At 54.9% G+C, this 25,136-nt stretch carries 21 protein-coding genes; 7 read left to right on the top strand and 14 right to left on the bottom strand.

Annotation, left to right across the window (positions count from 1 at the left end; genetic code table 11):
* Window positions 1–46: 46 nt before the first annotated feature.
* From AB1E22_RS21455 to AB1E22_RS21480, 6 genes are all read right to left on the bottom strand, one after another.
* Window positions 47–2,632: a nitrate reductase gene (locus AB1E22_RS21455; protein ID WP_367597235.1), complete on the bottom strand. Its 2,586-nt coding sequence runs from the start codon at window positions 2,630–2,632 to the stop codon at window positions 47–49.
* Window positions 2,629–6,699 (bottom strand): nitrite reductase large subunit NirB, encoded by a 4,071-nt coding sequence (gene nirB / locus AB1E22_RS21460; protein ID WP_367597236.1) that lies wholly within the window; start codon window positions 6,697–6,699, stop codon window positions 2,629–2,631. Before nirB ends, AB1E22_RS21455 begins: the two co-directional genes overlap by 4 nt.
* A gap of 10 nt (window positions 6,700–6,709) precedes the next feature.
* Window positions 6,710–7,498: an ABC transporter ATP-binding protein gene (locus AB1E22_RS21465; RefSeq protein WP_367597237.1), complete on the bottom strand. Its 789-nt coding sequence runs from the start codon at window positions 7,496–7,498 to the stop codon at window positions 6,710–6,712.
* 10 nt (window positions 7,499–7,508) lie between these two features.
* Window positions 7,509–8,390 (bottom strand): nitrate ABC transporter permease, encoded by an 882-nt coding sequence (gene ntrB / locus AB1E22_RS21470; protein ID WP_367597238.1) that lies wholly within the window; start codon window positions 8,388–8,390, stop codon window positions 7,509–7,511.
* Between the two features lie 10 nt (window positions 8,391–8,400).
* Window positions 8,401–9,654, bottom strand: coding sequence for a CmpA/NrtA family ABC transporter substrate-binding protein (locus AB1E22_RS21475; RefSeq protein ID WP_367597239.1), 1,254 nt, complete (start codon window positions 9,652–9,654; stop codon window positions 8,401–8,403).
* A gap of 238 nt (window positions 9,655–9,892) precedes the next feature.
* Window positions 9,893–11,089: a nitrate- and nitrite sensing domain-containing protein gene (locus AB1E22_RS21480; RefSeq protein ID WP_367597240.1), complete on the bottom strand. Its 1,197-nt coding sequence runs from the start codon at window positions 11,087–11,089 to the stop codon at window positions 9,893–9,895.
* Between the two features lie 72 nt (window positions 11,090–11,161).
* On the opposite strand from AB1E22_RS21480, the gene AB1E22_RS21485 reads away from it, so the two are divergent.
* From AB1E22_RS21485 to AB1E22_RS21510, 6 genes are all read left to right on the top strand, one after another.
* Window positions 11,162–11,515: a DsrE/DsrF/TusD sulfur relay family protein gene (locus AB1E22_RS21485; protein ID WP_367597241.1), complete on the top strand. Its 354-nt coding sequence runs from the start codon at window positions 11,162–11,164 to the stop codon at window positions 11,513–11,515.
* A gap of 105 nt (window positions 11,516–11,620) precedes the next feature.
* Entirely contained in the window at window positions 11,621–13,999 is a 2,379-nt protein-coding gene (locus tag AB1E22_RS21490) for a DMSO/selenate family reductase complex A subunit (protein ID WP_367597242.1), read from the top strand.
* Window positions 13,996–14,616 carry a DMSO/selenate family reductase complex B subunit gene (locus tag AB1E22_RS21495; RefSeq protein WP_367597243.1) on the top strand — a complete coding sequence of 207 codons (621 nt, stop codon included), beginning with the start codon at window positions 13,996–13,998 and terminating at the stop codon, window positions 14,614–14,616. The genes AB1E22_RS21490 and AB1E22_RS21495 overlap by 4 nt, the downstream gene beginning before the upstream one ends.
* A 2-nt stretch (window positions 14,617–14,618) precedes the next feature.
* Window positions 14,619–15,464, top strand: coding sequence for a dimethyl sulfoxide reductase anchor subunit family protein (locus AB1E22_RS21500; protein WP_367597244.1), 846 nt, complete (start codon window positions 14,619–14,621; stop codon window positions 15,462–15,464).
* The gene (locus AB1E22_RS21505; protein ID WP_367597245.1) at window positions 15,464–16,309 is read left to right on the top strand and encodes a 4Fe-4S dicluster domain-containing protein; all 846 of its coding nucleotides are present in this window, start codon (window positions 15,464–15,466) and stop codon (window positions 16,307–16,309) included. The genes AB1E22_RS21500 and AB1E22_RS21505 overlap by 1 nt, the downstream gene beginning before the upstream one ends.
* A 275-nt stretch (window positions 16,310–16,584) precedes the next feature.
* Window positions 16,585–16,830, top strand: a complete 246-nt coding sequence (locus AB1E22_RS21510; protein ID WP_367597246.1) for a DUF1883 domain-containing protein — start codon at window positions 16,585–16,587, stop codon at window positions 16,828–16,830.
* Window positions 16,831–16,885: 55 nt separating this feature from the next.
* Here AB1E22_RS21510 and AB1E22_RS21515 read toward each other — a convergent pair whose 3' ends face one another.
* Complete coding sequence (locus AB1E22_RS21515; RefSeq protein ID WP_367597247.1) at window positions 16,886–17,581, bottom strand: gamma-glutamylcyclotransferase; 696 nt, start codon at window positions 17,579–17,581, stop codon at window positions 16,886–16,888.
* Window positions 17,582–17,803: 222 nt separating this feature from the next.
* Window positions 17,804–18,034 (bottom strand): putative cation transport regulator ChaB, encoded by a 231-nt coding sequence (gene chaB / locus AB1E22_RS21520; protein ID WP_367597248.1) that lies wholly within the window; start codon window positions 18,032–18,034, stop codon window positions 17,804–17,806.
* 278 nt (window positions 18,035–18,312) lie between these two features.
* Here chaB and chaA point away from each other — a divergent pair, with 278 nt between their 5' ends.
* Entirely contained in the window at window positions 18,313–19,416 is a 1,104-nt protein-coding gene (gene chaA, locus AB1E22_RS21525; RefSeq protein ID WP_367597249.1) for a sodium-potassium/proton antiporter ChaA, read from the top strand.
* Window positions 19,417–19,614: 198 nt separating this feature from the next.
* Here chaA and kdsA read toward each other — a convergent pair whose 3' ends face one another.
* The 6 genes from kdsA to hemA all read right to left on the bottom strand — a co-directional run bounded on the left by kdsA (window position 19,615) and on the right by hemA (window position 24,983).
* Window positions 19,615–20,469, bottom strand: coding sequence for a 3-deoxy-8-phosphooctulonate synthase (kdsA, locus tag AB1E22_RS21530; protein ID WP_367597250.1), 855 nt, complete (start codon window positions 20,467–20,469; stop codon window positions 19,615–19,617).
* An 87-nt stretch (window positions 20,470–20,556) separates the two neighbouring features.
* Window positions 20,557–21,366: an invasion regulator SirB1 gene (gene sirB1 / locus AB1E22_RS21535; RefSeq protein ID WP_367597251.1), complete on the bottom strand. Its 810-nt coding sequence runs from the start codon at window positions 21,364–21,366 to the stop codon at window positions 20,557–20,559.
* A 3-nt stretch (window positions 21,367–21,369) separates the two neighbouring features.
* Entirely contained in the window at window positions 21,370–21,759 is a 390-nt protein-coding gene (sirB2, locus tag AB1E22_RS21540; protein WP_367597252.1) for an invasion regulator SirB2, read from the bottom strand.
* A 19-nt stretch (window positions 21,760–21,778) separates the two neighbouring features.
* Window positions 21,779–22,609 (bottom strand): peptide chain release factor N(5)-glutamine methyltransferase, encoded by an 831-nt coding sequence (prmC, locus tag AB1E22_RS21545; RefSeq protein WP_367597253.1) that lies wholly within the window; start codon window positions 22,607–22,609, stop codon window positions 21,779–21,781.
* On the bottom strand, window positions 22,609–23,691 hold the full coding sequence (gene prfA / locus AB1E22_RS21550; protein ID WP_367597254.1) for a peptide chain release factor 1: 1,083 nt from the start codon (window positions 23,689–23,691) through the stop codon (window positions 22,609–22,611). Before prfA ends, prmC begins: the two co-directional genes overlap by 1 nt.
* 35 nt (window positions 23,692–23,726) lie before the next feature.
* Window positions 23,727–24,983, bottom strand: a complete 1,257-nt coding sequence (hemA, locus tag AB1E22_RS21555) for a glutamyl-tRNA reductase (RefSeq protein WP_367597255.1) — start codon at window positions 24,981–24,983, stop codon at window positions 23,727–23,729.
* Window positions 24,984–25,136 lie beyond the last annotated feature (153 nt).

Below are 25,136 nucleotides of genomic sequence, written 5' to 3' on the forward strand. Positions count from 1 at the left end.
TCCGGCAAATCCTGCTTAAACGCGTAAACACGGATTTCTCCGGTTTTTATTTAAGCAGGGCTTTAAGCTCCGGAATACAAGACCCACAGTTGGTGCCGCAGCGTAATCTCTCCCCCAGGGAAGCCACCGTCTGGCATCCTGCGGCAATCGCCCCCCGAATCGTATTCTCCCCTACGCCAAAACAGCTACATATCACGGGGCCGGTATCCTCACTCACGCCAGGCGATTGCCCGGTTAACAAACGATGGCGTTCAGCAGGCGTTTGCGGTGCCTGGTTAAAGGCACTGACTACCGCTGCGGTATTAATCCTCGGCCAGATTTTTGCCGAATAAAATGCGAGCTGTAGTTCTCCTTCACGCCAGGCGAGCAGATGGTAAAAATCCTTCTCACCGCAGGCATACTGCAACTGCCAGCCTCGGCCTGCGGTCAGGGTTTCAATCCAGGACTCAGGCGAACTGTCTGTAGCACAAAGAAAATGCTCCACGCCCGCTGACGCCTGCCGCCACCACTGAATATCTTGCGCAAAAGTAAACGATTCGCGGGCAAAAATCTCCCCGAACCATACGGGCTGTAGCGCCTGGATACGCACCGCCGTTTGCTTGCTTTCGGGCTGGCCGGAATGCGGATCACAGACGCTCTCCACCAGGCCATTAATCTGCCCTTTCCGCGCAAACTGCTGGTTCCAGTGCATTGGCACAAACACATTTCCCGGCAACGGATTTTCACTCACCTGCACGCGCGCCACCAGTGCGCCCGAACGGGAAATCACTCTTGCCAGCTTATTATCAGTGACACTGTAACGTTTTGCGTCATGGGGATGAATTTCAAGAAATGGCATGTTGATATGCTGCATCAGGCGCGGCACGCTGCCGGTGCGCGTCATAGTGTGCCACTGATCGCGGATGCGCCCGGTATTCAGAATGAGTGGATAGAGACGATCGGCAACGGCGTGCGGTAATTCGGGCTCAACAGGCAGCAACTGGAATTTTCCGCCTGGTCGCCAGCTTTTAAACGCTACATTTCCGCAGGCCGCTACCGGCCAGCGCACCGGTTCCAGCGCGTCATATTGTTCGCGAGTCAGGTTTGCCAGGCCGCTGATATCAAACGCGCGCGTGCCGTTATTTTCAAAACCGGAAAGGGCAGCATGTTCGCTAAAAATTTCATGAGGATGCTGCCAGCCGAACGCATCACCATAGCCCAGCCGTTGGGCTATCTGCGAAACAATCCACCAGTCTGCCCGAGCCTCACCGGGTGCGGGCAAAAATGCGCGCTGGCGTGAAATCCGTCGTTCAGAATTGGTGACGGTTCCGTTTTTCTCCCCCCACGCCAGCGCCGGAAATCTTACCGTGGCAACGCGCGAGGTATCTGTTTCACGCACCACATCCGAAACAATCACCAGCGGGCAATTCGCCAGCGCCTGCGCCACATGAGAGCTGTCCGGGAGGGAAACCAGCGGATTGGTGCCCATAATCCATACCGCTTTTACTTCGCCGCGCCCTATCGCCTCAAACAACTCTACCGCCATCAGCCCCGGCGTTTGCGCGATGCGCTCGCTGCCCCAAAAACGCCCGAGCCGTGCGATATCCGCAGGCTCAAAATTCATATGGCTTGCCAGTTGATTAGCCAGGCCGCCCACTTCGCGCCCGCCCATGGCATTTGGCTGCCCGGTCAGCGAAAACGGGCCGCAGCCGGAACGCCCCAGTTTGCCGCTCGCCAGGTGCACATTGATGATGGCGTTGCATTTGTCACTGCCGCTGGATGACTGGTTAATCCCCATGGTGTAGAGCGTCATTGCCCGCTCAGCTTCGCTAAACCATTGCCAGAAGGTTTGCATATCCGCAAGATCCAACTGGCAGAAATCTGCGCATTTTGCAGGCGTCCAGCCCGTGGCACTCTCCAGAGCAGCCGTCTGCCCCTCGAATAAATCCCCCGTGAGCGGGTGCACATTATGCAGGTGATTGAGCAGGCCGACGAACAATCCGGCGTCGCTCCCTGGACGTAATGCGAGATGCAAATCGGCAATGTCACAGGTGGCGGTGCGGCGCGGGTCGATAACCACCACTTTCATCTGCGGGCGTTGCTGTTTTGCCTGCACCAGGCGCTGATAAAGCACCGGATGCGCCCAGGCCGCGTTCGACCCGACCAGCACCACAAGGTCGGTTTGCTCCAGATCCTCATAGCTACACGGGACGTAATCCGCGCCAAAAGCACGCTTATATCCCACCACCGCCGACGACATACAAAGCCGCGAGTTGGTGTCGATGTTGCCCGCGCCAATAAACCCCTTCATCAGTTTATTGGCAACGTAGTAATCTTCCGTCAGCAACTGGCCTGAGGCGTAAAACGCCACGGCTTGCGGGCCAAACTCAGCGATAATTCCCTGTAGACGGCGGGCGGTTTCATCCAGCGCGGTTTCCCACGCCACGCGTTCGCCATTCAATTCGGGATAGAGCAATCGGCCTTCCAGTCCGAGCGTTTCCCCCAGCGCCGCACCTTTCACACATAGCCGCCCAAGGTTTGCCGGATGCTGTTGATCCCCGCTGATTTCATAATTCCCGGCCTGGGTTTTCATCACCTGCACGCCGCAGCCAACGCCGCAGTACGGGCAAGTCGTGCGCACCCCGCCGCTCATGATGCCTCCGCACGCACAATCAGCGCCTGGTTCCCCACCCAAACGGTGCCCTGCTCCACTTTTACCGGCCAGGCACGTACCGCCTGCTCACCGTCCTGAGTGCGCCCGTCGCGCAGGCGAATGCGGTGTTTGTAGAGCGGAGAAATAACGATGGGCTCACCGGAGGCGTCACCGACGATGCCGCGCGACAGCACGTTGGCATCGCTGCCCGGTTCAAGATTATCCAGCGCGTAAATCGCATCCCCAAAGCGGAACAGCGCAATTTGCAGATCCCCCAGACGGGCACCAATGCCCGCCTGCGCCGGGATCGCGCTGATATCGCACACCGCCTGCCACGGTTTAGCAGACGTAACGGCCGGGAGATGAATAACATCGTTCACCGGCTGTAACTGCCCGCGCAGCGGCAGGCGCTGTACGGCTTCATCCGGCCGATCGCTGTTAACGTATGAGCGGAAGAGCGCCAGGCGGTCCGGGCTATTGAGCGTGGTTTGCCACTCGCACTGGTAAGTTTCCACTACGCTCGCCATCTCTTTTTCCAGCTCGTCAGTAAGCCCAAGGCTGTCGTTTAAAATCACTTCGCGCAGATAAGCAATGCCGCCTTCGAGGTTATCCATCCAGGTACTGGTGCGCTGCAAACGGTCGGCGGTACGGATGTAAAACATCAGCAAACAGTCGATGGTGCGGATCAGCGTTTCAAGGTCGAGATCGCTTGCGAACAAATCCGCGTGACGCGGTTTCATCCCGCCGTTGCCGCAAACGTAGAGATTCCAGCCTTTATCGGTCGCAATCACGCCGATGTCTTTGCTCTGCGCTTCAGCGCATTCACGGGTGCAGCCGGACACCGCCATCTTGATTTTGTGCGGGGAACGCAGGCCCTTGTAACGGTTCTCCAGCTCAATCGCCAACCCCGTTGAATCCTGCACGCCGTAGCGGCACCAGGTTGAACCGACGCAGGATTTCACGGTACGCAACGACTTGCCGTAGGCATGGCCTGTTTCAAACCCTGCGGCGACCAACTCCTCCCAAATCACCGGGAGTTCTTCAAGGCGAGCGCCAAAGAGATCGATGCGCTGCCCGCCGGTAATTTTGCTGTATAGCCGGTAGCGTTTTGCCACCTGCCCGATGGCAATCAGACCGTCCGGTGTGATTTCTCCGGCGGGAACGCGCGGCACAATGGAATAGGTGCCGTCTTTCTGAATATTGGCGAAGTAGCGATCGTTGGTGTCCTGAAGCGGCAAGTGCGCCGGTTTGAGCAAGTATTCATTCCAGCACGACGCCAGCACCGATGCCGCCAGCGGTTTACATATTTCGCAGCCGTGCCCTCGCCCATAGCGGGCAATCAGTTGTTCAAAACTGTGGATGTGGTTAACGCGAACGAGGTGGTAAATCTCCTGGCGCGAGTACGGGAAGTGTTCGCAAATATCCTTTTTCACCTCAACACCCTGCGCCTGCAACTGGTATTCCATCACCTGTTTCACCAGCGCCGAACATCCACCACAGCCGGTCGCCGCTTTGGTGCAGGCTTTAATCGCCCCCAACTCTCCCGCGCCGTTGCTCACCGCCGCGCAAATATCCGCTTTGCTGACGTTATGGCATGAGCAAATTTGTGCGGTGTCCGGCAAGGCCGCTACGCCCAGCCCTTTCGGTGCACCACCTACGCTTGCGGGTAAAATCAGGCTTTCTGGCTGTGCGGGCAACGCCATACCGTTAAGCATCATTTGCAGGAGCGTGGCATATTCCTGGCTATCCCCCACCAGCACGCCACCGAGCAGCGTTTTGTTATCGGCGGAAACCACAATTTTTTTGTAGATTTGCTGCGGGCCGTTGGTCCATTGATAGCTCTGGCTGCCCGGGGTGCGACCGTGCGCGTCACCAAAAGAGGCCACTTCGACCCCGAGCAGTTTCAGTTTGGTGCTCATATCTGCGCCACGAAACGCGGATTCCTGCCCGCCGAGCGTGGCCGCCGCCACGCGTGCCATTTGATAACCCGGAGCGACCAGGCCAAAAATTTTCCCTTCCCACAGGGCGCACTCCCCGATGGCGAAAATAGATGCATCGCTGGTTTGGCAACGATCGTTAATCACAATCCCGCCGCGCTCACCGAGCACCAGATCGCCCGTTTTGGCAAGCGCATCCTGCGGGCGGATCCCGGCGGAAAAAACGATTAAGTCGGTGCTGAGTGTGTCGCCATCGGCGAAATTAAGCTGTAAACCGTTATCGTAAGTAATCGCCGTGGTGGCTTTGCTGGTATGAACCTGAACGCCGATATCGCTAATTTTGGCCCGCAGCATGGCGGCTCCGGCGTTATCGAGCTGCACCGCCATTAAGTTCGCCGCAAATTCCACTACATGCGTTTCCAGCCCAAGCTGTTTAAGCGCATTGGCCGCTTCAAGCCCTAACAGACCGCCGCCAATCACCACGCCACGTTTCGCGCTGCGGGCGCGGCCGGCAATGGCATCCAGATCGTCAAGCGTGCGGTAAACAAAGCAGCCCGCCAGGTCATTGCCCGGTACGGGCGGCACAAACGGGAATGAACCTGTCGCCAGCACCAGTTTGTCCCAGTGGGTTTCACGCCCGTCGCTGTCGCGCACGAGGCGCTGCTGGCGGTCGATCGCCACGATTTTGCTGTTACAGCGCAGTTCGATGTCATTTTCTTCAAAGAAATCCCCCTGCACCATTGAGAGCGATTGTGCGCTGCGCCCGGCAAAATACTCCGAAAGGTGCACGCGATCGTACGCCGGATGACGCTCTTCACCGAACACCACAATGTGATAACTTTTATGCAGTTGCAGCGCCACGCACTGCTCCAGAAAGTGGTGTCCGACCATGCCGTGCCCGACTACTACCAGGGTTGCTTTTGTCATGTCATCGTTTCCGGCAGCCAACGGCTGCTCATCTGAAGTGTACTCATCGAACAGCGCGTCAGGCGTAACCGGTGCCGCACTGAGTAAAAGGTCGGTTAGCGCATTGGCAGGCGAAATATCGCCCATCAGCAACGCCCCAACCAGCCGAGTGCCACGCAAATAGAGGCAGCGGTAATGCTTTGAGAGAGGGTCAAAGGCGGTAATGGCGCGGGTGTCCGGGTGTGGATTAACATCGCCCAGTGAAAAAAGCGGAATGCCGCTCACTTTCAGACGCGTGCCGCGGTCCTGGTAACGAAAGTCTGCCGCCGGGGAGCCACACAGGCGCGCCGCCAGAACATCCGCCTGTTGCAGGCACGGAGCCACCAGCCCCCACGTCTGCCCGTCGATTTCACAGCATTCACCCAGCGCGCTCACATGCGGCGCGGAGCTGCAAAGCTGCGGGTCTACGGCAATCCCGCGCTGGCAGGTAAGCCCCGCTCGTTGGGCGAGAGAAATATTGGGTTTCACGCCGGTGGCAATAATCACGCGTCCGGCGGGCAAAACGTCGCCATTACTCAGCACAACGCTATCCGCGTTAATGCGCTCGATGCCGCAATTGAGCAGGCAGAGAATACCGCGTTCTGCAAGATGCTGCTCAAGCAGGTTGCCTGCCTGGGGGTTAAGCTGAATGTCCATCAGCCACGGCTGGCGATGCACCAGCGTGACGGGAATATTGCGCGCGCGCAGCGCCGCCGCCGCTTCCACGCCGAGCAAACCGCCGCCGAGCACCACCGCATCGCCTTCGCCATTCAGAATGCCGTCGACATCGGCCAGGGTGCGAAAACCGCGAACGTGAGGCTGCGTATGCCCGTCAATCGGCGGGATAAACGGCAGCGAGCCTGTGGCAAAAACCAGGTCGTCATATTCCAGCGTGCGTTTATCCGAGCGCACGGTCTGACGTTGGGTGTCTACATCAAGCACCGCTTCGCCGGTGAATAGTGCAATACCGTGCGAACGATACCAGGCCGCATCGTGTAACTGCGTGGCACACGCGGGCTTTTCCCCCGCCAGCACAGGCGAGAGCAAAATACGGTTGTAGCTAAGCGCGGGTTCGTCACCGAATAGCGTGATAGCAAAACGCGCATCACCCCGGGCGACTATCTGCTCCACCAGCCGAAGAGCCGCCATGCCGTTGCCGATAATAATCAGACGCCGCGTTTTCATGGGCGACTCCTCAGGCAGCCTTAGGCTGCTTTTCATACAGGAAACGCAGCACCTGCTGGCGCAGATGGTGATAACGGCTATCTTCTGCGAGTTCAACGCGATGGCGCGGGCGCGGTAAATCCACCTGCAGCGTTTCGCCAACCGTCGCCGCAGGGCCGTTGGTCATCATTAGCACGCGGTCAGAAAGCAGCACGGCTTCGTCTACGTCATGGGTGATAAGCACGATGGTGGTGCGCAATTCCTGCTGAATGTGCATCACCGCATCCTGCAAATGGGCACGCGTCAGGGCATCGAGCGCGCCGAACGGTTCGTCCATCAGCAGCACTTTCGGTTTCATCGCCAGCGCACGGGCAATACCTATGCGTTGTTTCATACCCCCGGAAATCTCGCCGGGACGCTTGTTGATGGCGTGCCCCATCTGCACTCGCTCGAGGTTATGAATAATCCATTCCCGACGCTCGGCGCGGTTCATGCTGCGGCGGAATACTTGATCCACCGCCAGAGCAACGTTTTCAAAACAGGTCATCCACGGCAGGAGCGAATGGTTCTGGAATACCACCGCGCGCTCGGGCCCAGGCCCCGCAATTTCTCGGTTGTCGCATAACAATCCGCCTTCGGTAGGCAAAGTGATGCCGGCAATCAGGTTGAGCAGGGTTGATTTTCCGCAGCCCGAATGCCCAATCAGGCTGATGGTCTCCCCTTCGGCGATGTCGAAACTGACGTTGCTCAGGGCTAAAAACTCGCCGCTGGCGGTTGAAAAACGTTGGCTGACATTTTGAACCTGGATAATTTTTTTCATCATCTGCCCCTTATTTTTCCCAGCTAAAGCGGCGTGCCAGCAGCATTAAGCCCTGCTCAAGCAGCAGCCCGACGACACCGATGATCACAATCGCGATAAGAATGTTTTCGACGTTTAGGTTGTTCCACTCATTCCAGATCCAGAACCCAATCCCCAGGCCGCCGGTCAGCATTTCGGCGGCGACAATCACCAGCCATGCAATGCCGATGGAAAGCCGCACGCCGGTTAACACCGCAGGCAGGACCGCCGGGAATAAAATGCGCCGCATCACCGTCCATTCGGAAAGCTTCAGCACTCGCGCCACGTTGAGGTAGTCCTCCGGAATACGCTTCACCCCTTCGGCGGTGTTAATCACCATCGGCCAGATAGAGCAGATGAAAATCGTCCAGCTTGAGGCGGGTTCCGCTTTTTGGAAAAGCAGCAGGCCGATGGGCAGCCATGCAAGCGGACTCACGGGGCGCAGCAGCGCGATAATCGGGTTAAACATGCGGGCGAGGAAGGTAAAGCGGCCTATCAGGAAGCCCGCTGGAATACCGACGATAGCCGCCAGACCGAAGCCGATAGCCACGCGCTGGAGTGAAGCCAGAATGTTCCAGCCAATCCCCTGGTCATTCGGCCCGGCGTTATAAAACGGGTCGGAAAATAACGTAATGGCAGATTCCAGCGTACTCAGCGGCGTCGGAAAACCTTTGCTGTTGATGGCGGCGATTTGCCACGCCACCACCAGCAAGCCCATACCGAGCGTGGCGGGGATCAGGCGCTGAAACAGATTCAGGCAAAACGTGCGCCACTGCGGTTTACGGCGACGAACGGTAACGGGTGGAAGCACGATTACTTCCCCTGCCGCTGCATTCAGTGCCTGCTCGGGTGGTTTATGTGCAAGTTGGTTCATCTTATTCCCCTTAGCGTTTATTAATGGCGAAACTTGCGGCGTAGGCGGCAGGATCACTGCCGTTCCAGGTGCTGCCATCCATCAAAGTGCTGGTGCGCATTGGGCTGGCAGGCACGGAAATATTGCCTACGGCGGCGGCAGCCTGTTGGTAGATGTCGATTCGGTTGATGCGTTTGGCGATGGCAAGGTAGTCAGGGTCGGTTTCAAGCAGGCCCCAACGGCGGTGCTGCGTCAGGAACCACATGCCGTCGGAAAGCCACGGGAAGGTCACTTCGCCGTCGCGGAAAAAATGCATGGCATGATCGTCGCGCCATTTTTTGCCGATACCGTTGTCGTACTGCCCGAGCATGCGCCCGGTCAGGTAATCAGCTTTGGTGTTGAGATAAGCCCGCCCCGCGAGAACACTGGCGGTTTCGCGGCGGTTGTCGTCGCTGGCATCAATCCAACGCGAAGCCTCAAGAATGGCCGCCACCAAAGCGCGTGCGGTGTTGGGGTTTTGTTCAACCCAGGCGCTGCGGGTGCCGAGAATTTTTTCCGGATGATTAGGCCAGATAGATTGCGATGTGGCCGCCGTGAAGCCGATGCCATCGCTGATCGCACGCTGGTTCCACGGCTCGCCGACGCAAAAGCCCTGCATATTGCCAATCCGCATGTTCATCACCATTTGCGGCGGTGGAACGACAACGGTGCGCACATCGGTAAAGGGGTTGATTCCCGCCTGCGCCAGCCAGTAATAAAGCCACATCGCATGGGTGCCCGTCGGGAAGGTATGCGCGAAGGTGAAACTTCCTGGCTCTTTGCTTGCCACAAGTTTTTTCAGGCTCTGCGCATCGGTGACGCCCTGCTTTCCCAGTTCGGAGGAAAGCGTAATCGCCTGGCCGTTGTTGTTGAGCGTCATCAGGTTCGCCATCGCCTGCTGCTTTCCGGCTATACCCATTTCCAGGCCATAGATCAGGCCGTACAAAACGTGTGCGGCGTCCAGTTCGCCGGAAACCATTTTGTCGCGCACCGCAGCCCAGCTCGCCTCTTTGCTCGGTACAATTGAGATGCCGTACTTTTTATCGAAGCCTTTGACGGAGGCCATCACGACAGATGCGCAATCGGTGAGCGGGATGAATCCGACTTTAACCGTGCTCTGTTCGGGCTTATCGCTACCTGCCGCCCAGACAGAATTCATCATCCTTGGGAGTAAATATGTTCCACCTAAGGCCGCGCCAGCCTGAAGAAATCGGCGGCGCGAGAGGGTTATAGGTTTGTTGGTCATCGGCTTCACCCTGAAAAAAAGATAAAAAAAAGCGCCCGACAATGTGGGTCAGCACATTGAAGGACGCCTTTGTCCACTCTGCGTCGCACCGCCATTGGCGCAATTCAGAGAAAAATTCGATTCAGTAAGTTATTGCAACTCGCGTGCCAGTTTAATAAGCCCGAAAACCGCAGTTTTGCCGAGAATCCCCCGTTGTGTCGCACCACAAAAACGCACTTAACGCCCACACTTTGTGCAACTACCCCTTAGTGGGTAACTGCCAGATGTCGGCTACGGAAACCATGGCGCTTGCCACTTCAACCATGCGCTTGTTCTGGTTCATTGCCATTTTGCGCAGCGTTTGCCAGGCCTGCTCTTCGCTGTAACCCTGATGGCGTATGAGCAACGCTTTGGCCTGATCGATAACTTTACGCTCCTCAAGCGAGGCCTGAAGCGAGGCTAACTGCTGGGCCATGGTTTCAAGTTGCTGGGCCTGCTGGCGCACCAGCGGGAGGAGATGGCGGTCGAGGTAGCGCTCGCTCCCTTTGCCCCCATGCCCCAAAACCCAACGAGTCATGTCGCTTTCATTGAGCGCGGTTTGCTGCAAAACCTGGCCTAACGCCTGTTGTGCCTGAGCCATCACCGCATCAATTAACGCCTCTTCCACCTCTTTTAGGGCATCAATGCGCGTGGTTAACAGTGCAAACCAACGCAACACCCGCTGCGGTTCATCGCCATCGCGGGTCAGACGTGTGCAGGCAAGCCGCCTGAGCTGTTCCATTTCGCGGCTCGGTTCGCAGTGCGCCTGATAGCGCTGACGCAGCGGCTCATCAATCATGCCGCAAAACGCATCAAAGCAGTGCTGCTGGCTGTCGATTCTGTCGACCAGTTGCTGGCGCAGCGCTTCGCTGAACTCCCCTTGGGTAAAGCCCTCGGCACCAATCGCCCGCTCCTGTCCGGCCAGCTCTTTACCCTGCATGAAGCAAAAAAGCGCCGTCAGCGCACGCGCAACGCCTGCGTCTTCAACCACGTTGCTGGTTTCCGGGACAATGCTCAGCAGATGCCGCAGCCCGGTGTTGAATTGCTCCATTGCGTTCAGCGGTGTGATTTGCCGTTCGCTAATTTCTGCCCGAAGAGCCGGTAAACGCTCCAGATAATGCAGCGCACAGGCAAGGCTTACCAGCAGCGCGCTGCCCGGCAGGTATTCAGGTTCGGCAATCGCCTGCTGAAAAAGGGCGAGTTCATCATCCACTTGCTCAATACAAAGCCTGCGCTCAGCGGCAAACAGGCGGCCCGACGAACAGAGCCAAATGTTGGAAGCCCCGCGCTCGCGTTGTAGCATGTGCGCGAGCCTGGCTATTCGCCCGGTGAGCTGCCCGATTTGCAGAATATCCTGCAACTGCTCACGTCCACGGGTTCGAGCCGCAAGATAAAAGTCGCGTGCGGTGGCCTTCATAAAACGCTCCTGAACGGCAAGTAGACTGAGTAATAAGCAAAAGTCGTGCCTTCAGGCATAAAGGAGTTAAAAATGCAGAAGATTGTCATTATCGCTAACGGGGCTGCCTATGGCAGCGAATCACTGTTTAACAGCCTGCGTCTTGGGATTGCGCTCTGTGAGCAAGAGCCACAGCCGGAAGTGAAGTTGTTTTTAATGTCTGATGCCGTGACTGCTGGTTTGCGCGGCCAGAAACCGGCTGAGGGGTATAACATCCAGCAGATGCTTGAGATCCTGACGGCGCAAAATGTGCCGGTGAAATTGTGCAAAACCTGTACCGACGGACGCGGCATTACCGCGCTGCCGCTCGTAGACGGCGTAGAGATTGGCACCCTGATGGAATTAGCCGCGTGGACGCTTAGCGCAGACAAGGTGTTAACCTTCTAAATAACACCCAAGAGTTAAGGTTTTCTAATCAATTGGGATGACCTGGCGCAATAATCTGTATAGCCATGCTGTTAGCATGGCTTTCTTTTTTTGCGAGCAAATGTCATGACCGAACAATACAAGGATGAGTCGTCGGGGATCTCTCGTCGACATTTTGTCAAAGCCACCTCGGCCCTGGTTGCCACCCCACTTTTTTATCACGCAGCCGCGCGTGCCTGCACGCACCATACCGCGCCCACGGAAGGCGTCTCCCCGAATAATGAACGCGTAGTGCCAACCTGTAGCACCTTCGACTGCGGGGGCAAATGCGATATTCGCGCGCACGTGGCAGATGGCGTAGTTACCCGCATCACCACCCGCCCGGACGATGAACTGGATCTGGATATGCCGATTATGCGTGCCTGCGTGCGTGGGCGTAGCTATCGCAAATTTGTTTATCACCCGGACCGCCTGAAGTACCCGATGAAGCGCGTTGGCAAACGCGGCGAAGGCAAATTCGAGCGCATCAGTTGGGATGAAGCAACAACGCTTATCGCCGATAACCTCAAGCGCATCACAGCGAAATACGGCCCGGCATCGCGTTATGTGCATGTCGGCACCGCCGTCAGCGGCGGTACCTTTTCCGGGGATGCGATGGTGCGCCGCCTGCTGAATTTGACCGGCGGATACCTGCCCTATTATCACTCCGTGAGTATGGGCAACACCGCAGCGGCAACACCTTATACCTACGGCGTGGCGGCGAGCGGCAGCAGCCTGGATACGCTACTCGATACCAAACTGGTGATCCTCTGGGGCCATAACACCACCGAAACCATTTTCGGCCACAGCAACCACTACTTCCAGCAAATGAAGAACAACGGCACGCGTTTTATCGTGGTTGACCCGCGTTATTCAGACACCGCCTCGTCCCTTGCGGATCAGTGGATCCCACTGCGCCCGTCAACGGATAACGCGCTGATGGACGCTATGATGTACGTCATCGTCAGCGAAAACCTGCACGATAAAGCGTTTATCGACCGCTACGCGATTGGCTTTGATGAAGACACCATGCCGGAAGGCGTGCCCGCCAACGAATCTTTAGTGGCTTATCTGATGGGGGCGAAAGACGGCATTAAGAAGACGCCGGAATGGGCGGAGCCTATCACGCACGTCCCGGCGCAGACCATCCGCCAGCTTGCGCGCGATTATGCCAACACCAAGCCTGCGGCGCTGATCCAGGGCTGGGGCCCGCAGCGTCATAACTGCGGCGAACGCACGGCAAGAGGCTCAACATTGCTGGCCACTATTACCGGTAATGTGGGGGTGAAAGGCGGCTGGGCGGCGGGTTATGGCGGCATCGGCAACCGTAAATTCACCACCGGGCCGGATATGCCGGATAACCCTGTCCCCGCGAAAATCTCGGTGATGAACTGGGTTCAGGCCGCCGATGATGCCAGCAAAGTCACCCCGCAGGATGGGCTGACGGGGGCTGAGAAGCTCACCAGCAATATCCGCATCCTGTTCTCGCTGGCGGGGAACTATCTGGCGAACCAGAATCCGGACATTAATCACACCATCAAGGTGCTGGAAGACGAATCAAAAATTGAGTTTATCGTTGCAAGCGATCTGTACCTGACGCCGAGCGCCCGCTATGCCGACCTGCTGCTGCCCGAGAGTAGTTTCATGGAACGCTGGAATATCGGGGAAACCTGGGGGACGGGTAACTACCTTCTTCTATCAGAGAAACTTATAGATTCACCTTTTGAAGCTCGCTCAGATTATGAATGGCTGCGTGAAGTGGCGGCTAAATTAGGCGTTGAAAAAGCGTTCAGTCAGGGAAGAGACGAGAAAGCGTGGATCGAACATATCTGGGAAGCCTCCCGCAAGGCTTTGCCAGACGAGAATCTGCCGTCGTTCGCCGACCTGCAAATTCAGCGCCGCCACCTGTTCAAAAGCAAACCGTACGTGGCTTTTGAGGACAATATTCGCGATCCGCAAAATCATCCGTTCGCCACGCCATCGGGCAAAATTGAGATTTTCTCAAAGCGGCTTTACGACATGCAGCATCCGGAGATCCCTGCCCTGTCTCACTATGTGCCAGCCCACGAAGGCCCGGAAGATGTTCTCGCCACGAAATATCCTCTCCAGTTGATCACCTGGAAAGGGAAAAACCGCGCGAACTCAACGCAGTACGCCAACCCGTGGTTGCAGGAAGTGCAGACGCAGAAACTATGGATAAACCCGCTAGATGCCGAAAAACGCGGCATAGCCCAGGGCGACAGCGTGCGTATTCATAACGATCGCGGCATCAGCATGGTTCCTGCGGAAGTGACGCAGCGCATTATGCCCGGCGTTGTTGCTATGCAGGCCGGAGCCTGGTGGCAACCGGATGCCAACGGCGTTGACCATGGCGGTTGCGCCAACGTCCTGAGCTCTTCCCGTATCACTGCGCTTGCGAAAGGGAATTCACATCAAACGATGCTGGTTGAGGTAGCGAAAGCATGAGCAAATTTATCGAACTCCCGCCGGTTAGCGACAAGCAACTCGGCTTTTTCATTGACTCCTCACGCTGCTCCGGCTGCAAAGCCTGCCAGGTCGCCTGTAAGGACAAAAACAATCTTGAAGTCGGGCGTCGTTTCCGCCGCGTTTATGAGGTGAAAGGCGGTGGTTTTACTCCGACCGGGCAAGGGGGCATGGTTAACAACGTTTATGCCTATACGCTCTCCATTTCGTGCAATCACTGTAGCGATCCGATTTGTACTAAAAACTGCCCGACGACCGCGATGCACAAACGGCCTGGGGATGGGATCGTGCGGGTGGATACCGATAAATGCGTCGGCTGCGGTTACTGCGCCTGGTCGTGCCCTTACGGCGCACCGCAGATGAATAAAACCACCGGGCAAATGTCGAAATGCGATTTTTGCGTCGACCTGCAGGCAAAAGGCGAACAGCCTATGTGCGTAGCCACCTGCCCGCTTGGGGCCATAAAATTTGGGCCGATTGACCAACTGCGCGCAGAACACGGCAGCGTATGCGATGTGGAAGGGCTGCCGGACTCGTCTATCACCAAACCGAATCTTGTCATTAAACCGCACCAGGGTGCAGAAAAAGGGAATAACTGATCATGGAAGAATGGCCACTCATTATTTTTACGCTACTCGTCCAGGGGTCGGTAGGGCTGACGCTTGCCACATCGTTATTCCTGCTGGCGGGCGGTAAAGCGCTTGCGGGTGCTGAACAGCGGCGCTTCGTACTTCCGCCTTTGCTGATGGCCGTGATAGCCGCAGCTTGCGGGCTTATCGCTTCTACTCTGCATCTCGGCTACCCACTCAATGCATTTCATGCGCTACGTCATGTAGAAAGCTCCTGGCTGAGCCGTGAGATTATTTTCGCCAGCTTGTACCTGGCGGCCATTGGATTCACCACGCTGCTGGTGCTGTTCTTCAGAAAGGTGTCGAAGACGTTACTGTTGGCGAGCGCCGTTCTGGGGTTGGTGGATATTTATTGCATGGGGGCAATTTATGTCCATTCATCGGTCATCACCTGGACACATATCAATACCTGGATGATGTTCTATGGCGCAACGCTTAGCCTCGGCGCTACGGCAGGATTAGGATTTTTTGCCGCCCGCCGGGGAATCAACGACGCCATCACGCAAAAGGTCGCCCTCTGCGCGGCCGCCGTGCTTATTGCTTCCGCGCTGTCGCGGGTGCTTGAGCAAATGGCGTATTTCAGCTATCTGGCTAAGGCGGAGTTGAGTGAAGTGGTGACGTTCCCGCACCAGCCGCTGGAAGCCTTCGAGCAGCTTCACAGTGGGTATCTGGCAGCGTGGGTGGTGTTGATTGCCGGCGTGGTGATACAAAGCCTGCCCGTGCGTTCAAGAGGAAACAAAACGTTTCTGGTGCTGGGTGCCTTAATGGTGATCGCCGCTGAAATTCTTCTGCGCGTCGTTTTCTTTAGCCTGAACTAATGACGTTTTCCGCTTTAGATGCCCGCCCTGTAATTGGACGGGCCTGTTTACACCGACAGCTTCGCAGCAGCCGCTGCGAGGCTTGCCTGAATGCCTGTCCGCTCGGGGCGATAACCCTCGAAGAGGATCGTATCCAGCTTGATGCGGATAGCTGTACTTCTTGCGGAAATTGCCTGTTTGTCTGCCCCACCGCCGCCATTGAAAATTTGCCTGCGCCAACGCGCAGCATTTCTGGATCCACACTCGTGGGGCCATTAAGCGTGGTGCCGCCTACGGTGGAAGAACTTCTTGCCTGGCACAGTGAACAGGGCATTCGCTCGGTGGAAACTGACCCGCTCACCTCCCCAGGCTGGCTGATGGCGATAGCCGCGCTTAATCTGCGCTTAAAACAGCTCGGGGAACCCCTCTGGTTTATCGTTCCGCCTGAAGAAAAAGCGATTAATTCCGGACGCCGCCGCTGGCTTCAGATCCGCAAAAAAGAGGTATTAACCGCCGGGATCTCAGCCCCTTCAGCGTTTAACAAAAGCAGCTTTACTCTTACGTTAGATAAAAACCGTTGTTATCTCTGCGGGGCGTGTTCCCGTATTTGCCCGAAAAAAGCGCTTGAGATAAGCGACGAGAACTTCACCGTAAATCATGCAAACTGTAGCGGCTGCCAGGCTTGCATAGATGTATGTTTACCGCAGGCGTTGCAACGGGTAGAAAACATGGCATCCGAAGTGACACAGCATGCTTTAACATTGGCGCAGTGCAAAACTTGCCACCACACGTTTCGGGCCTGGTCCAACAACGTTCCTGAGTGCCCAGTTTGTCAAAGGCATGGTTTTGGGATGCGTGAGGCGTAGCTAATGTTCTGTATCAAATTCTACCTGCCCGAGAGATATACCGAGTTTAATGATGACCTGGCACCAATCCCCCGCACAATCCTTCGCCAGCTGAATGGTTTCAGGTGCATCCGCACATAAGTTGAATCGTTATGGCATTTTTTGATCAACGTCAGCATCTGGACCGCCGGGCTCTGGTGTTATGCATGAAGTGTGATTTGTGAACAACGTCACTGATTGCAAGGGTAAATCGGCAGTTTGGGTGTCTAACTTTGATGTGATAGCGGAGTAAAAAAATGGCAGTAGTGAAAGCGAGTTTGCATCTTTTTGGTGGTGATACGGTAGTGGTTCACTGTTCAAATAAAAGCCACATTCATTTGATGAGCGAATCTAACGCTAACGGAAAGCCTCAGGCCGATATTCTGAGCGTGGAAGATAAACAGTCGGCTTATTTGACCGTGCCGTACAGCGGAACGTGGAAAGTGCTGATTGATAGCCACAGCAAATCGCTTGAACACTCGATAAGCTACGTTGCGGCGTAACGAGTTCATCCGGCTCTTGCATTTAAAGAGCCGGATGAGCGTTATGCAAATGCAATTACGCAAACCCCGGCTGTAAATCACCGTCATTGTCGTCAGGCTGTAACCAGTTTCGAACCTGGTTCACCAGCTCATCCAGGCAATCATCGTGCATTCCGCGCTTTTGTAACTCCTGTTCGAGAGAGAACAGATACTGCGCGTTGGTGCCCAACGGGCCACTGGCAGCGGCTATCAGCGGAGCAATAACATCCGCACGCGTGTCGGCTTCATAGAGCGGATGGCGCGGGTCCATGATAAACACCAGGGCATTGACCGTGCGGCCATCATCCAAATCCAGTTTGCACCAGGTCGGTAAATAACAGCCGGTGATCATTTCACGCTTCCACACCAGCGTCAGTTCGTCAGCGAGAATAGCCTCAGGCAAACGATAGGCCAGGCCAGTGGTGCGCCCGCCCTCTTTAAGCGCCAACATGCGCCCCGGTTGGCAAGCCGTGCCGCGCCCTGCCGTCAAACGCAGGCAAAAAGCACGGTGCCAGCCAACAAGCGTCCCCGCCGCAGACTCTTCATATTCGAAAGCCGGGTTCCACATCAGGGAGCCATAGCCGAAAATCCATACCGGACTGCTATCTGGACGACAGGCAAGCGTTGCGGCCAATGAAGCCGAGCGCTGCTCAGGGGTCCATAACAGCGATTCCTCAATGGAACCAAAAGCTGTCTTACAATCCGCTTTCATTAAGAAATCACGCGTTAACACTATACACCTCCGCCACTGCATACTTCCTTGTGACTACTCAGATGTGCCTTCCGGGCTTTTTTTACTGTTCATTAATAGACCAGCACATACGTGACCATATGCAATTAGCGGGACGCTGGCAAGTATGAGGAGGATCACAAATCCATAAAAATATCATATTCACTTGCCATAATGAGGTTTGTTGCGGCGTTTAAAGATGAATATCAATGCATTGTGTAGGGTTTATTTTTTCTTGTGCCATTTGTCATCCTCCCCTTTTTGATAACCGTGTTTCACCGCCGCCCACGCCACTTTATGGGCCGTTTCTTCACGGCTGGCATCATCACGACGGTCTTCTTTATCTTTGTACTCATCCCAGGCGCTGTTAAACGCCTCTTTGTAAATATCCTGGGCATGGGCAGGAAGAACGTTTTGGACATTTTCTGGAAGGTCGCTTCGGCTTTTATAAGGCATAAGGCTCTCCTTATGGGCTAAAACCTAAGTGTGAAACAGCATGCCCAATCCTGCCAGGTAAATTCGTTATTGAATTTTATTTGAATGTATCTTTATGTTTTATTTAACTTAATACCTTTAAACTTATCTTTTCATCCATCAGGAGTATTATTTTTATATAAGCAGTAAAACTGAGTAAATTTTTCCAGAAAACGCTGATTCTTTGCTATTTTAGCGGAGTTTTCATGGCCGACTATAATCAATAAATGGCTTAACACCTGTACAGATGGAGAAGTATTTTGACCAAAACACAACATGAGGCGGTGAAAACCCGTCATAAGGAGAGTTCCCTCATTTTCCCGGTATTAGCGCTGGTCGTACTGGTGATGTGGGGAGGAAGCCAGTCTTTGCCAGCGGTGGTTGCAATCAACATTCTGGCCCTGGTGGGCATTTTAAGTAGCGCCTTTAGTGTAGTTCGTCATGCCGATGTACTCGCACACCGTTTAGGAGAACCCTACGGTTCTCTGATCCTGAGTCTTTCCGTCGTTATTCTTGAAGTCAGCTTAATTTCCGCATTAATGGCGACCGGCGATGCCGCGCCTACGCTGATGCGCGATACGCTCTATTCCATCATCATGATTGTGACCGGTGGCCTGGTCGGCTTCTCATTGCTGCTGGGTGGCAATAAATTTGCGACCCAATATATGAATCTGTTTGGCATCAAACAGTATTTAATTGCCCTGTTTCCGTTGGCAGTCATTGTATTGGTGCTGCCTACCGCATTGCCGGAAGGCAATTTCAGCACAAGCCAGGCGCTGATTGCGGCGGCGATTTCAGCGGCGATGTACGGCGTGTTTTTGTTAATTCAGACGAAAACGCACCAGAGCCTGTTTGTGTATGAGCATGAAGATGAATCAGACGATGATGACCCGCATCACGGTAAACCGTCTGCACACAGCAGTACCTGGCATGCAATCTGGCTAATCGTGCATTTGGTTGCGGTTATTGCAGTAACCAAAATGAATGCGGGCCCACTTGAGTCATTACTCACAACGTTAAATGCACCAGCGCAGTTTACCGGCTTCCTGGTGGCGTTGTTGATTCTCTCCCCTGAAGGGTTAGGGGCATTGAAAGCGGTATTGAGTAACCAGGTTCAGCGCGCAATGAATCTGTTCTTTGGCTCAGTGCTGGCCACCATTTCATTAACGGTACCTGCGGTGACGCTGATTGCGATGTTGACCGGTAACGACCTTATCTTTGGTTTAGGGAAACCGGAGTTGGTGGTGATGCTTACAGCACTCGTTTTGTGCCAGATTTCGTTCTCAACCGGGCGTACGAATGTGCTGAACGGTACCGCGCATCTTGCGCTATTTGCGGCCTATTTGATGACGATTTTCGCCTGAGTCTGAACGGACCCCACCCCAACCCTCCCCTGACAAGGGGAGGGAGTTTTTTAGCTCCTCCCCCTGTAAAGTCGGGGCGCTAAATGTCTTTAGCTCCTCCCCCTGGTAAGGGGGAGGCTGGGTGGGGGTCAGTCCAGATAGGTAGAAAAAAAGCCCTTATCCTGCGATAAGGGCTTTTTACCATCTGAGTTTTAAAACTTAGTTGCTGGTATCCAGCGGTTCGAAGTTCTTAACCAGATCATCGATAGCTTTGATTTGCTTGAGGAATGGCTCAAGTTTCGCCAGCGGCAGTGCAGATGGGCCATCGCAACGCGCGTTGTCTGGATCCGGGTGCGCTTCAATGAACAGGCCAGCAAGACCGGTTGCCATACCGGCACGAGCCAGTTCGGTAACCTGAGCACGACGGCCGCCAGATGCAGCGCCAAACGGGTCGCGGCATTGCAGAGCGTGGGTTACATCGAAGATGACCGGGGAGCCGTTGGAGACTTGTTTCATCACGCTGAAGCCCAGCATGTCGACCACCAGATTGTCGTAACCGAAGTTCGCACCACGGTCGCACAGAATAATCTGGTCGTTACCGCCTTCTTCGAATTTATCAACGATGTTACCCATTTGGCCTGGGCTTACGAACTGAGGTTTTTTCACGTTAATTACCGCGCCCGTTTTCGCCATCGCTTCAACCAGGTCAGTCTGGCGTGCCAGGAATGCAGGCAACTGAATCACATCCACCACGTCTGCAACAGGCTGAGCCTGACTTGCTTCATGAACGTCAGTGATGATTTTCACGCCGAAGGTTTGCTTCAGCTCCTGGAAAATCTTCATCCCTTCTTCAAGGCCCGGGCCACGATAAGATTTAATGGATGAACGGTTGGCTTTATCAAAGGACGCTTTGAAAACGTATGGGATGCCCAGTTTCTGAGTCACGGTGACATAATGCTCACAGATACGCATCGCCAGATCGCGTGATTCCAGCACGTTCATGCCGCCAAACAGCACAAACGGCAGGTCGTTTGCGACGTTGATATCACCAATGCTAACCACTTTTTGTTTCATATTTTCGCCTTATCAGGGGGGCCCATCCTATTTCAAGCTGCGCAGATGTTGGCGGCAACTCGAATTATTTAGGGCTAAATTTTAGTCTTAGTGCAGCGTTATTTGCTTCTGCGAAATGGAGTTAATTTGCGCTTTGATCATCTCGCTAATCGGATCTTCCGGGCACTGCTCAACGAAATAGCTCAGATCGGTCAGGGCCACATGTTCACAATCAAGTTGAGCGTAGATCAACCCACGATCGCGGATTTCGTACGGATCTTCCGGGTTAAACTGGAGCAATGTTTCGCTGGCGCGCAAAGCCAACTCCATTTGCCGCTCTTCCATCAGCGCGGATTTAAGGGTATCGAGTAATTTTCGCACCACTTCCGCGTTATCCGCTTCATCCAGATCTTCGTCAAACAGTTCTGCGGTTGGCCCAACATTGCCTTTCAACCACACTTCCAGCGTATGCTCGTTGAGCGTGTCGCCGTTGAACGGGTTGATAAGCCACATTTCGCCGTCCATCCAGTCGCCGCGTAAAATCAACTGCGTCGGGAAAATAACCGGATTTAGGGGAATATCAAGACGCTCGGCAATCCACAGTAGAATGGCACCCAGCGACACCGCGCTCCCCTGACGTTTGCTCAAAACGCTATCGAGCCATAACGCATCGGATAAGCGGTAAACGCCGCTTGCATCTTTAAAACCCCAACTGCCGTAAAACAGTTCGATTAATTTTTCGAGCTGTACATCCTGGTGCTGACCCTCGCAGATCTCTTCACGCGCAAGATCTACCAGCGCTTCCAGTTGTGCTCGTACATCTTCTGCCGGGAAATCATCACGGATCAACTGCGAGACTAAAATCATGCCCTCGCACAACGGCGCCTGATTGAATTCGAAATCGGCTAACGACCTCATGACTTACCCCAGTAATGGTATTTTTGTGGTGGCGAGTTTAATGATGATGTAAAGCACCACCAGGGTCAGCAGGAAGGCAAACCACCGAACCTGCTGACTGCGCGGACGTTTGCCCAGCGCGATAAACCCTAAAACGATATAGATAATAACGCCAAATAGCTTCTCAGTCAGCCATGCGCCTTGCGGCGTGAAGGGATAGAAATGCGTAATCATCACCAGTGCTGCGCCACTGACCAGCAACAGCGTGTCATTCACATGCGGCACAATGCGCACCCAGCGCTTGTTTGACATGGCTGAATCACGGTATTGCCACCAGTAGCGTAAAACGAACAAGCTCACGGAAATGATGACCGTCAGAATATGGAAATGTTTGAGCGCGAAGTACGTTGCCATTTTGCTCGGTTCCTTATCATTAGAAATAGCGTCCTACTGTCAGACGGTCATTCCCGCCGTAATCCTGACAGCTTTGTATCTCGGTATATCCGGCATCAGTAAACAATTCACGGACCAGGGCTGCCTGTTGCCAGCCATGTTCAAGCAACAACCACCCACCCGGCTCAAGAAAGTTGCGCGATGACTCCACCAGCGTTCGTAAATCGGCCAGGCCATGGTTATCAGCCACCAAAGCACTGCGTGGTTCAAAGCGCACATCACCCAGGGAAAGGTGCGGGTCTTCCTCATCAATGTAAGGTGGATTACTGACAATCACCGCAAAACGCTGTGTATTGAGCACACTAAACCAGTTGCTTTGCAAGACCTCAACGTTGGTTATTCCGAGGCGCCTCGCATTATCGCGCGCGAGTTCCACCGCTTCGGGGATAAGATCGAGAGCCGTGACATTGCAATCCGGGCGCTCGCTGGCAATTGCCAGCGCAATGGCCCCGGTACCGGTGCCTAAATCCAGCACCGAACACGGGGTGGCAGGTAATCTTGCGAGGGCTTGTTCAACAAGGCATTCGGTGTCCGGGCGCGGGATAAGCGTCACCGGGGAAACACGCAGCGGCAGTGACCAGAACTCACGTTCCCCCACCAAATGCGCGATAGGCTCGCCCTTTACTCGCCGCGCCAGCAAAGCATCTAGCGCTTCGCATTGCTCGGTCGACAGTTCGGTTTCGCCAAACGCCAGAATGAAGGTACGAGCTTTGCCGGTGACAAAGCCCAGCAGGATTTCCGCGTCACGGCGTGGACTTTCACTTTCCTGTAACTGGGCGATGGCCTGCTGGAGCCAGTGTTTAAAATCCATTAATCCTGCTCAGACAGCGCCGCTAACTGGTCTGCCTGATACTCCTGGACGATAGGTTCGATAAGCGCGTCGAGTTTGCCTTCCATCACTTCATCCAGACGATACAACGTCACGTTGATGCGGTGATCGGTCACGCGCCCTTGCGGGAAATTATAGGTACGGTTGCGGTCTGAACGGTCGCCGCTGCCGAGCAGGTTACGGCGCGTAGACGCTTCTTCCTGCTGACGTTTTGCCATTTCAGCGGCACGGATACGCGAACCCAACACAGAAAGCGCTTTCGCTTTGTTTTTATGTTGGGAACGTTCGTCCTGGCACTCCACCACAATACCGGTCGGCAAGTGGGTAATACGGATAGCGGAATCGGTGGTGTTAACGTGCTGACCGCCCGCGCCCGAAGAACGGAAGGTATCGATACGTAAATCAGCCGGGTTGATATCCGGCAGTTCCGCTTCCGGAATCTCCGGCATCACCGCAACGGTACAGGCAGAAGTATGAATACGGCCCTGAGATTCGGTTGCCGGAACACGCTGAACGCGATGGCCACCGGATTCAAATTTCAGGCGGCCATACACCCCGTCGCCGCTGATTTTTGCAATCACTTCTTTAAAGCCGCCGTGTTCGCCTTCGTTGGCGCTCAGGATTTCGACTTTCCAGCGGCGCGATTCCGCGTAACGACTGTACATACGGAACAAGTCACCGGCAAAAATAGCCGCTTCGTCGCCTCCGGTACCGGCACGAACTTCAACAAACGCATTGCGTTCGTCGTCAGGATCTTTCGGCAGCAATAACACTTGCAGTTGCTGCTCTAACTCTTCGCTATCGCTTTTCGCCTGGTTTAATTCTTCTTGCGCCATCTCGCGCATTTCCGGGTCATCAAGCATGCTTTGTGCTGTTTCAATATCTTCCTGAACCTGACGCCATTGCAGGTAGCAGCGCGAAACATCACTTAACTGGGCATATTCACGCGACAGCGCGCGGAAGCGATCCTGATCGGCAATTGTGGCAGCATCACCAAGCAGAGCCTGAACTTCTTCATGGCGCTCTTGCAGGGCTTCTAGTTTGGCAACGATAGAAGACTTCATGGGCGGTGTTTCACCTTGTAATAAGAGTTTATTTGCTAATCCAGCCCGAGGCTGTTGCGCAGAATCTGCAGGCGTTCGTCATCCCCGTCACGGGCAGCCTGCGTGAGCGATTTGGTTGGTGCGTGAATCAGGCGGTTGGTTAATTTCCACGCCAGATCCTGAAGAACGGTTTCGGCATTGGCTCCCTGCTGAAGGGCAGCAATGGCTTTTGCGGCGAGATCATCGCGGATTTGTTCAGCCTGACTACGATAATCGCGGATGGTTTCGGTTGCGCTTTGTGCACGCAACCAGGCCATAAATTCACTGCATTCCTGAGCGACGATCGTTTCTGCTTCAACCGCGGCGGCTTTGCGCTGCGCGAGGTTGCTTTGAATGATAGCTTGCAGGTCATCAACGCTGTAGAGATACGCGTTTGGCAGTTTGCCGACTTCGGGTTCAACGTCACGAGGAACGGCAATATCGACCAACAGCAACGGTTGGTTACGGCGGGCTTTCAGGGCGCGCTCTACCATGCCTTTACCGATGATTGGCAGCGGACTGGCGGTAGAACTGATAATAATGTCGGCTTCCTGCAGCCGGGAGTCGATATCACTCAGACCAATCACTTCGGCCCCGACTTCATCTGCCAGAACCTGTGCGCGTTCACGCGTCCGATTGGCGATAATCATTTTCTGAACATTGTGTTCACGCAGGTGACGCGCCGCAAGCTCAATGGTTTCACCCGCGCCGACCAGCAATACCGTAACGGTGGACAGGGATTCAAAGATTTGCCGCGCTAACGTACAGGCCGCGAAAGCGACGGAAACCGCACTCGCGCCAATCTCAGTTTCGGTTCGAACCCGTTTGGCGACGGAGAAAGACTTCTGGAACATGCGTTCCAGTTCGCTCGAGCACGAGTGGCCTTTTTGGGAGTCGGCGAAGGCTTTTTTGACCTGGCCTAAAATTTGCGGTTCGCCGAGCACCAGGGAATCAAGCCCGCTCGCCACACGCATTAAATGCGTTACGGCTTCGTTGTCGTGGTGCCAGTAGAGGCTTTTACGCACTTCCTCTTCATTGAGGTTGTGGTAGTTACACAGCCAGCGCACCAGTTGTTCGTGCAGATTTTCCTGTTGTTCAACGCTCAGATATAACTCAGTGCGGTTGCACGTCGACAACACCACGCCACCCTGCACCATCGGCTGTTCAAGCAGGCTGTTCAACGCCTGGTCGAGCGTATCCGGCGAAAACGTTACACGTTCTCGCAGCGACACTGGAGCTGTTTTATGGTTGATGCCAAGCGCTAAAAGGGTCATTGAGCGGTCTGAGTAATACCGATGTTGATAAGGATTAACTCGGCGCATCATACAGGATGCTCGCGGTCAATAAAAGGGAGCCCCCTCTTGTGGGGTATCACCGCAATTAATGATTTAAGACAACTTGAACGTAGACGACCCGGCTTGCCACCG

This window comes from Buttiauxella gaviniae (genome assembly GCF_040786275.1).
In the GTDB taxonomy this organism is placed as follows: domain Bacteria; phylum Pseudomonadota; class Gammaproteobacteria; order Enterobacterales; family Enterobacteriaceae; genus Buttiauxella; species Buttiauxella gaviniae_A.

Excerpts from the sequence above, each read along its gene's own strand:
- prfA (WP_367597254.1), bottom strand. The coding sequence starts at position 23,691 with ATGAAGTCTTCTATCGTTGCCAAACTAGAAGCCCTGCAAGAGCGCCAT.
- sirB2 (WP_367597252.1), bottom strand. The coding sequence starts at position 21,759 with ATGGCAACGTACTTCGCGCTCAAACATTTCCATATTCTGACGGTCATC.
- AB1E22_RS21505 (WP_367597245.1), top strand. The coding sequence starts at position 15,464 with ATGACGTTTTCCGCTTTAGATGCCCGCCCTGTAATTGGACGGGCCTGT.
- AB1E22_RS21485 (WP_367597241.1), top strand. The coding sequence starts at position 11,162 with ATGCAGAAGATTGTCATTATCGCTAACGGGGCTGCCTATGGCAGCGAA.
- AB1E22_RS21490 (WP_367597242.1), top strand. The coding sequence starts at position 11,621 with ATGACCGAACAATACAAGGATGAGTCGTCGGGGATCTCTCGTCGACAT.
- AB1E22_RS21455 (WP_367597235.1), bottom strand. The coding sequence starts at position 2,632 with ATGAGCGGCGGGGTGCGCACGACTTGCCCGTACTGCGGCGTTGGCTGC.
- AB1E22_RS21495 (WP_367597243.1), top strand. The coding sequence starts at position 13,996 with ATGAGCAAATTTATCGAACTCCCGCCGGTTAGCGACAAGCAACTCGGC.
- AB1E22_RS21475 (WP_367597239.1), bottom strand. The coding sequence starts at position 9,654 with ATGACCAACAAACCTATAACCCTCTCGCGCCGCCGATTTCTTCAGGCT.
- AB1E22_RS21500 (WP_367597244.1), top strand. The coding sequence starts at position 14,619 with ATGGAAGAATGGCCACTCATTATTTTTACGCTACTCGTCCAGGGGTCG.
- AB1E22_RS21480 (WP_367597240.1), bottom strand. The coding sequence starts at position 11,089 with ATGAAGGCCACCGCACGCGACTTTTATCTTGCGGCTCGAACCCGTGGA.
- prmC (WP_367597253.1), bottom strand. The coding sequence starts at position 22,609 with ATGGATTTTAAACACTGGCTCCAGCAGGCCATCGCCCAGTTACAGGAA.
- AB1E22_RS21510 (WP_367597246.1), top strand. The coding sequence starts at position 16,585 with ATGGCAGTAGTGAAAGCGAGTTTGCATCTTTTTGGTGGTGATACGGTA.
- hemA (WP_367597255.1), bottom strand. The coding sequence starts at position 24,983 with ATGACCCTTTTAGCGCTTGGCATCAACCATAAAACAGCTCCAGTGTCG.
- AB1E22_RS21465 (WP_367597237.1), bottom strand. The coding sequence starts at position 7,498 with ATGAAAAAAATTATCCAGGTTCAAAATGTCAGCCAACGTTTTTCAACC.
- chaB (WP_367597248.1), bottom strand. The coding sequence starts at position 18,034 with ATGCCTTATAAAAGCCGAAGCGACCTTCCAGAAAATGTCCAAAACGTT.
- sirB1 (WP_367597251.1), bottom strand. The coding sequence starts at position 21,366 with ATGAGGTCGTTAGCCGATTTCGAATTCAATCAGGCGCCGTTGTGCGAG.
- nirB (WP_367597236.1), bottom strand. The coding sequence starts at position 6,699 with ATGAAAACGCGGCGTCTGATTATTATCGGCAACGGCATGGCGGCTCTT.
- kdsA (WP_367597250.1), bottom strand. The coding sequence starts at position 20,469 with ATGAAACAAAAAGTGGTTAGCATTGGTGATATCAACGTCGCAAACGAC.
- ntrB (WP_367597238.1), bottom strand. The coding sequence starts at position 8,390 with ATGAACCAACTTGCACATAAACCACCCGAGCAGGCACTGAATGCAGCG.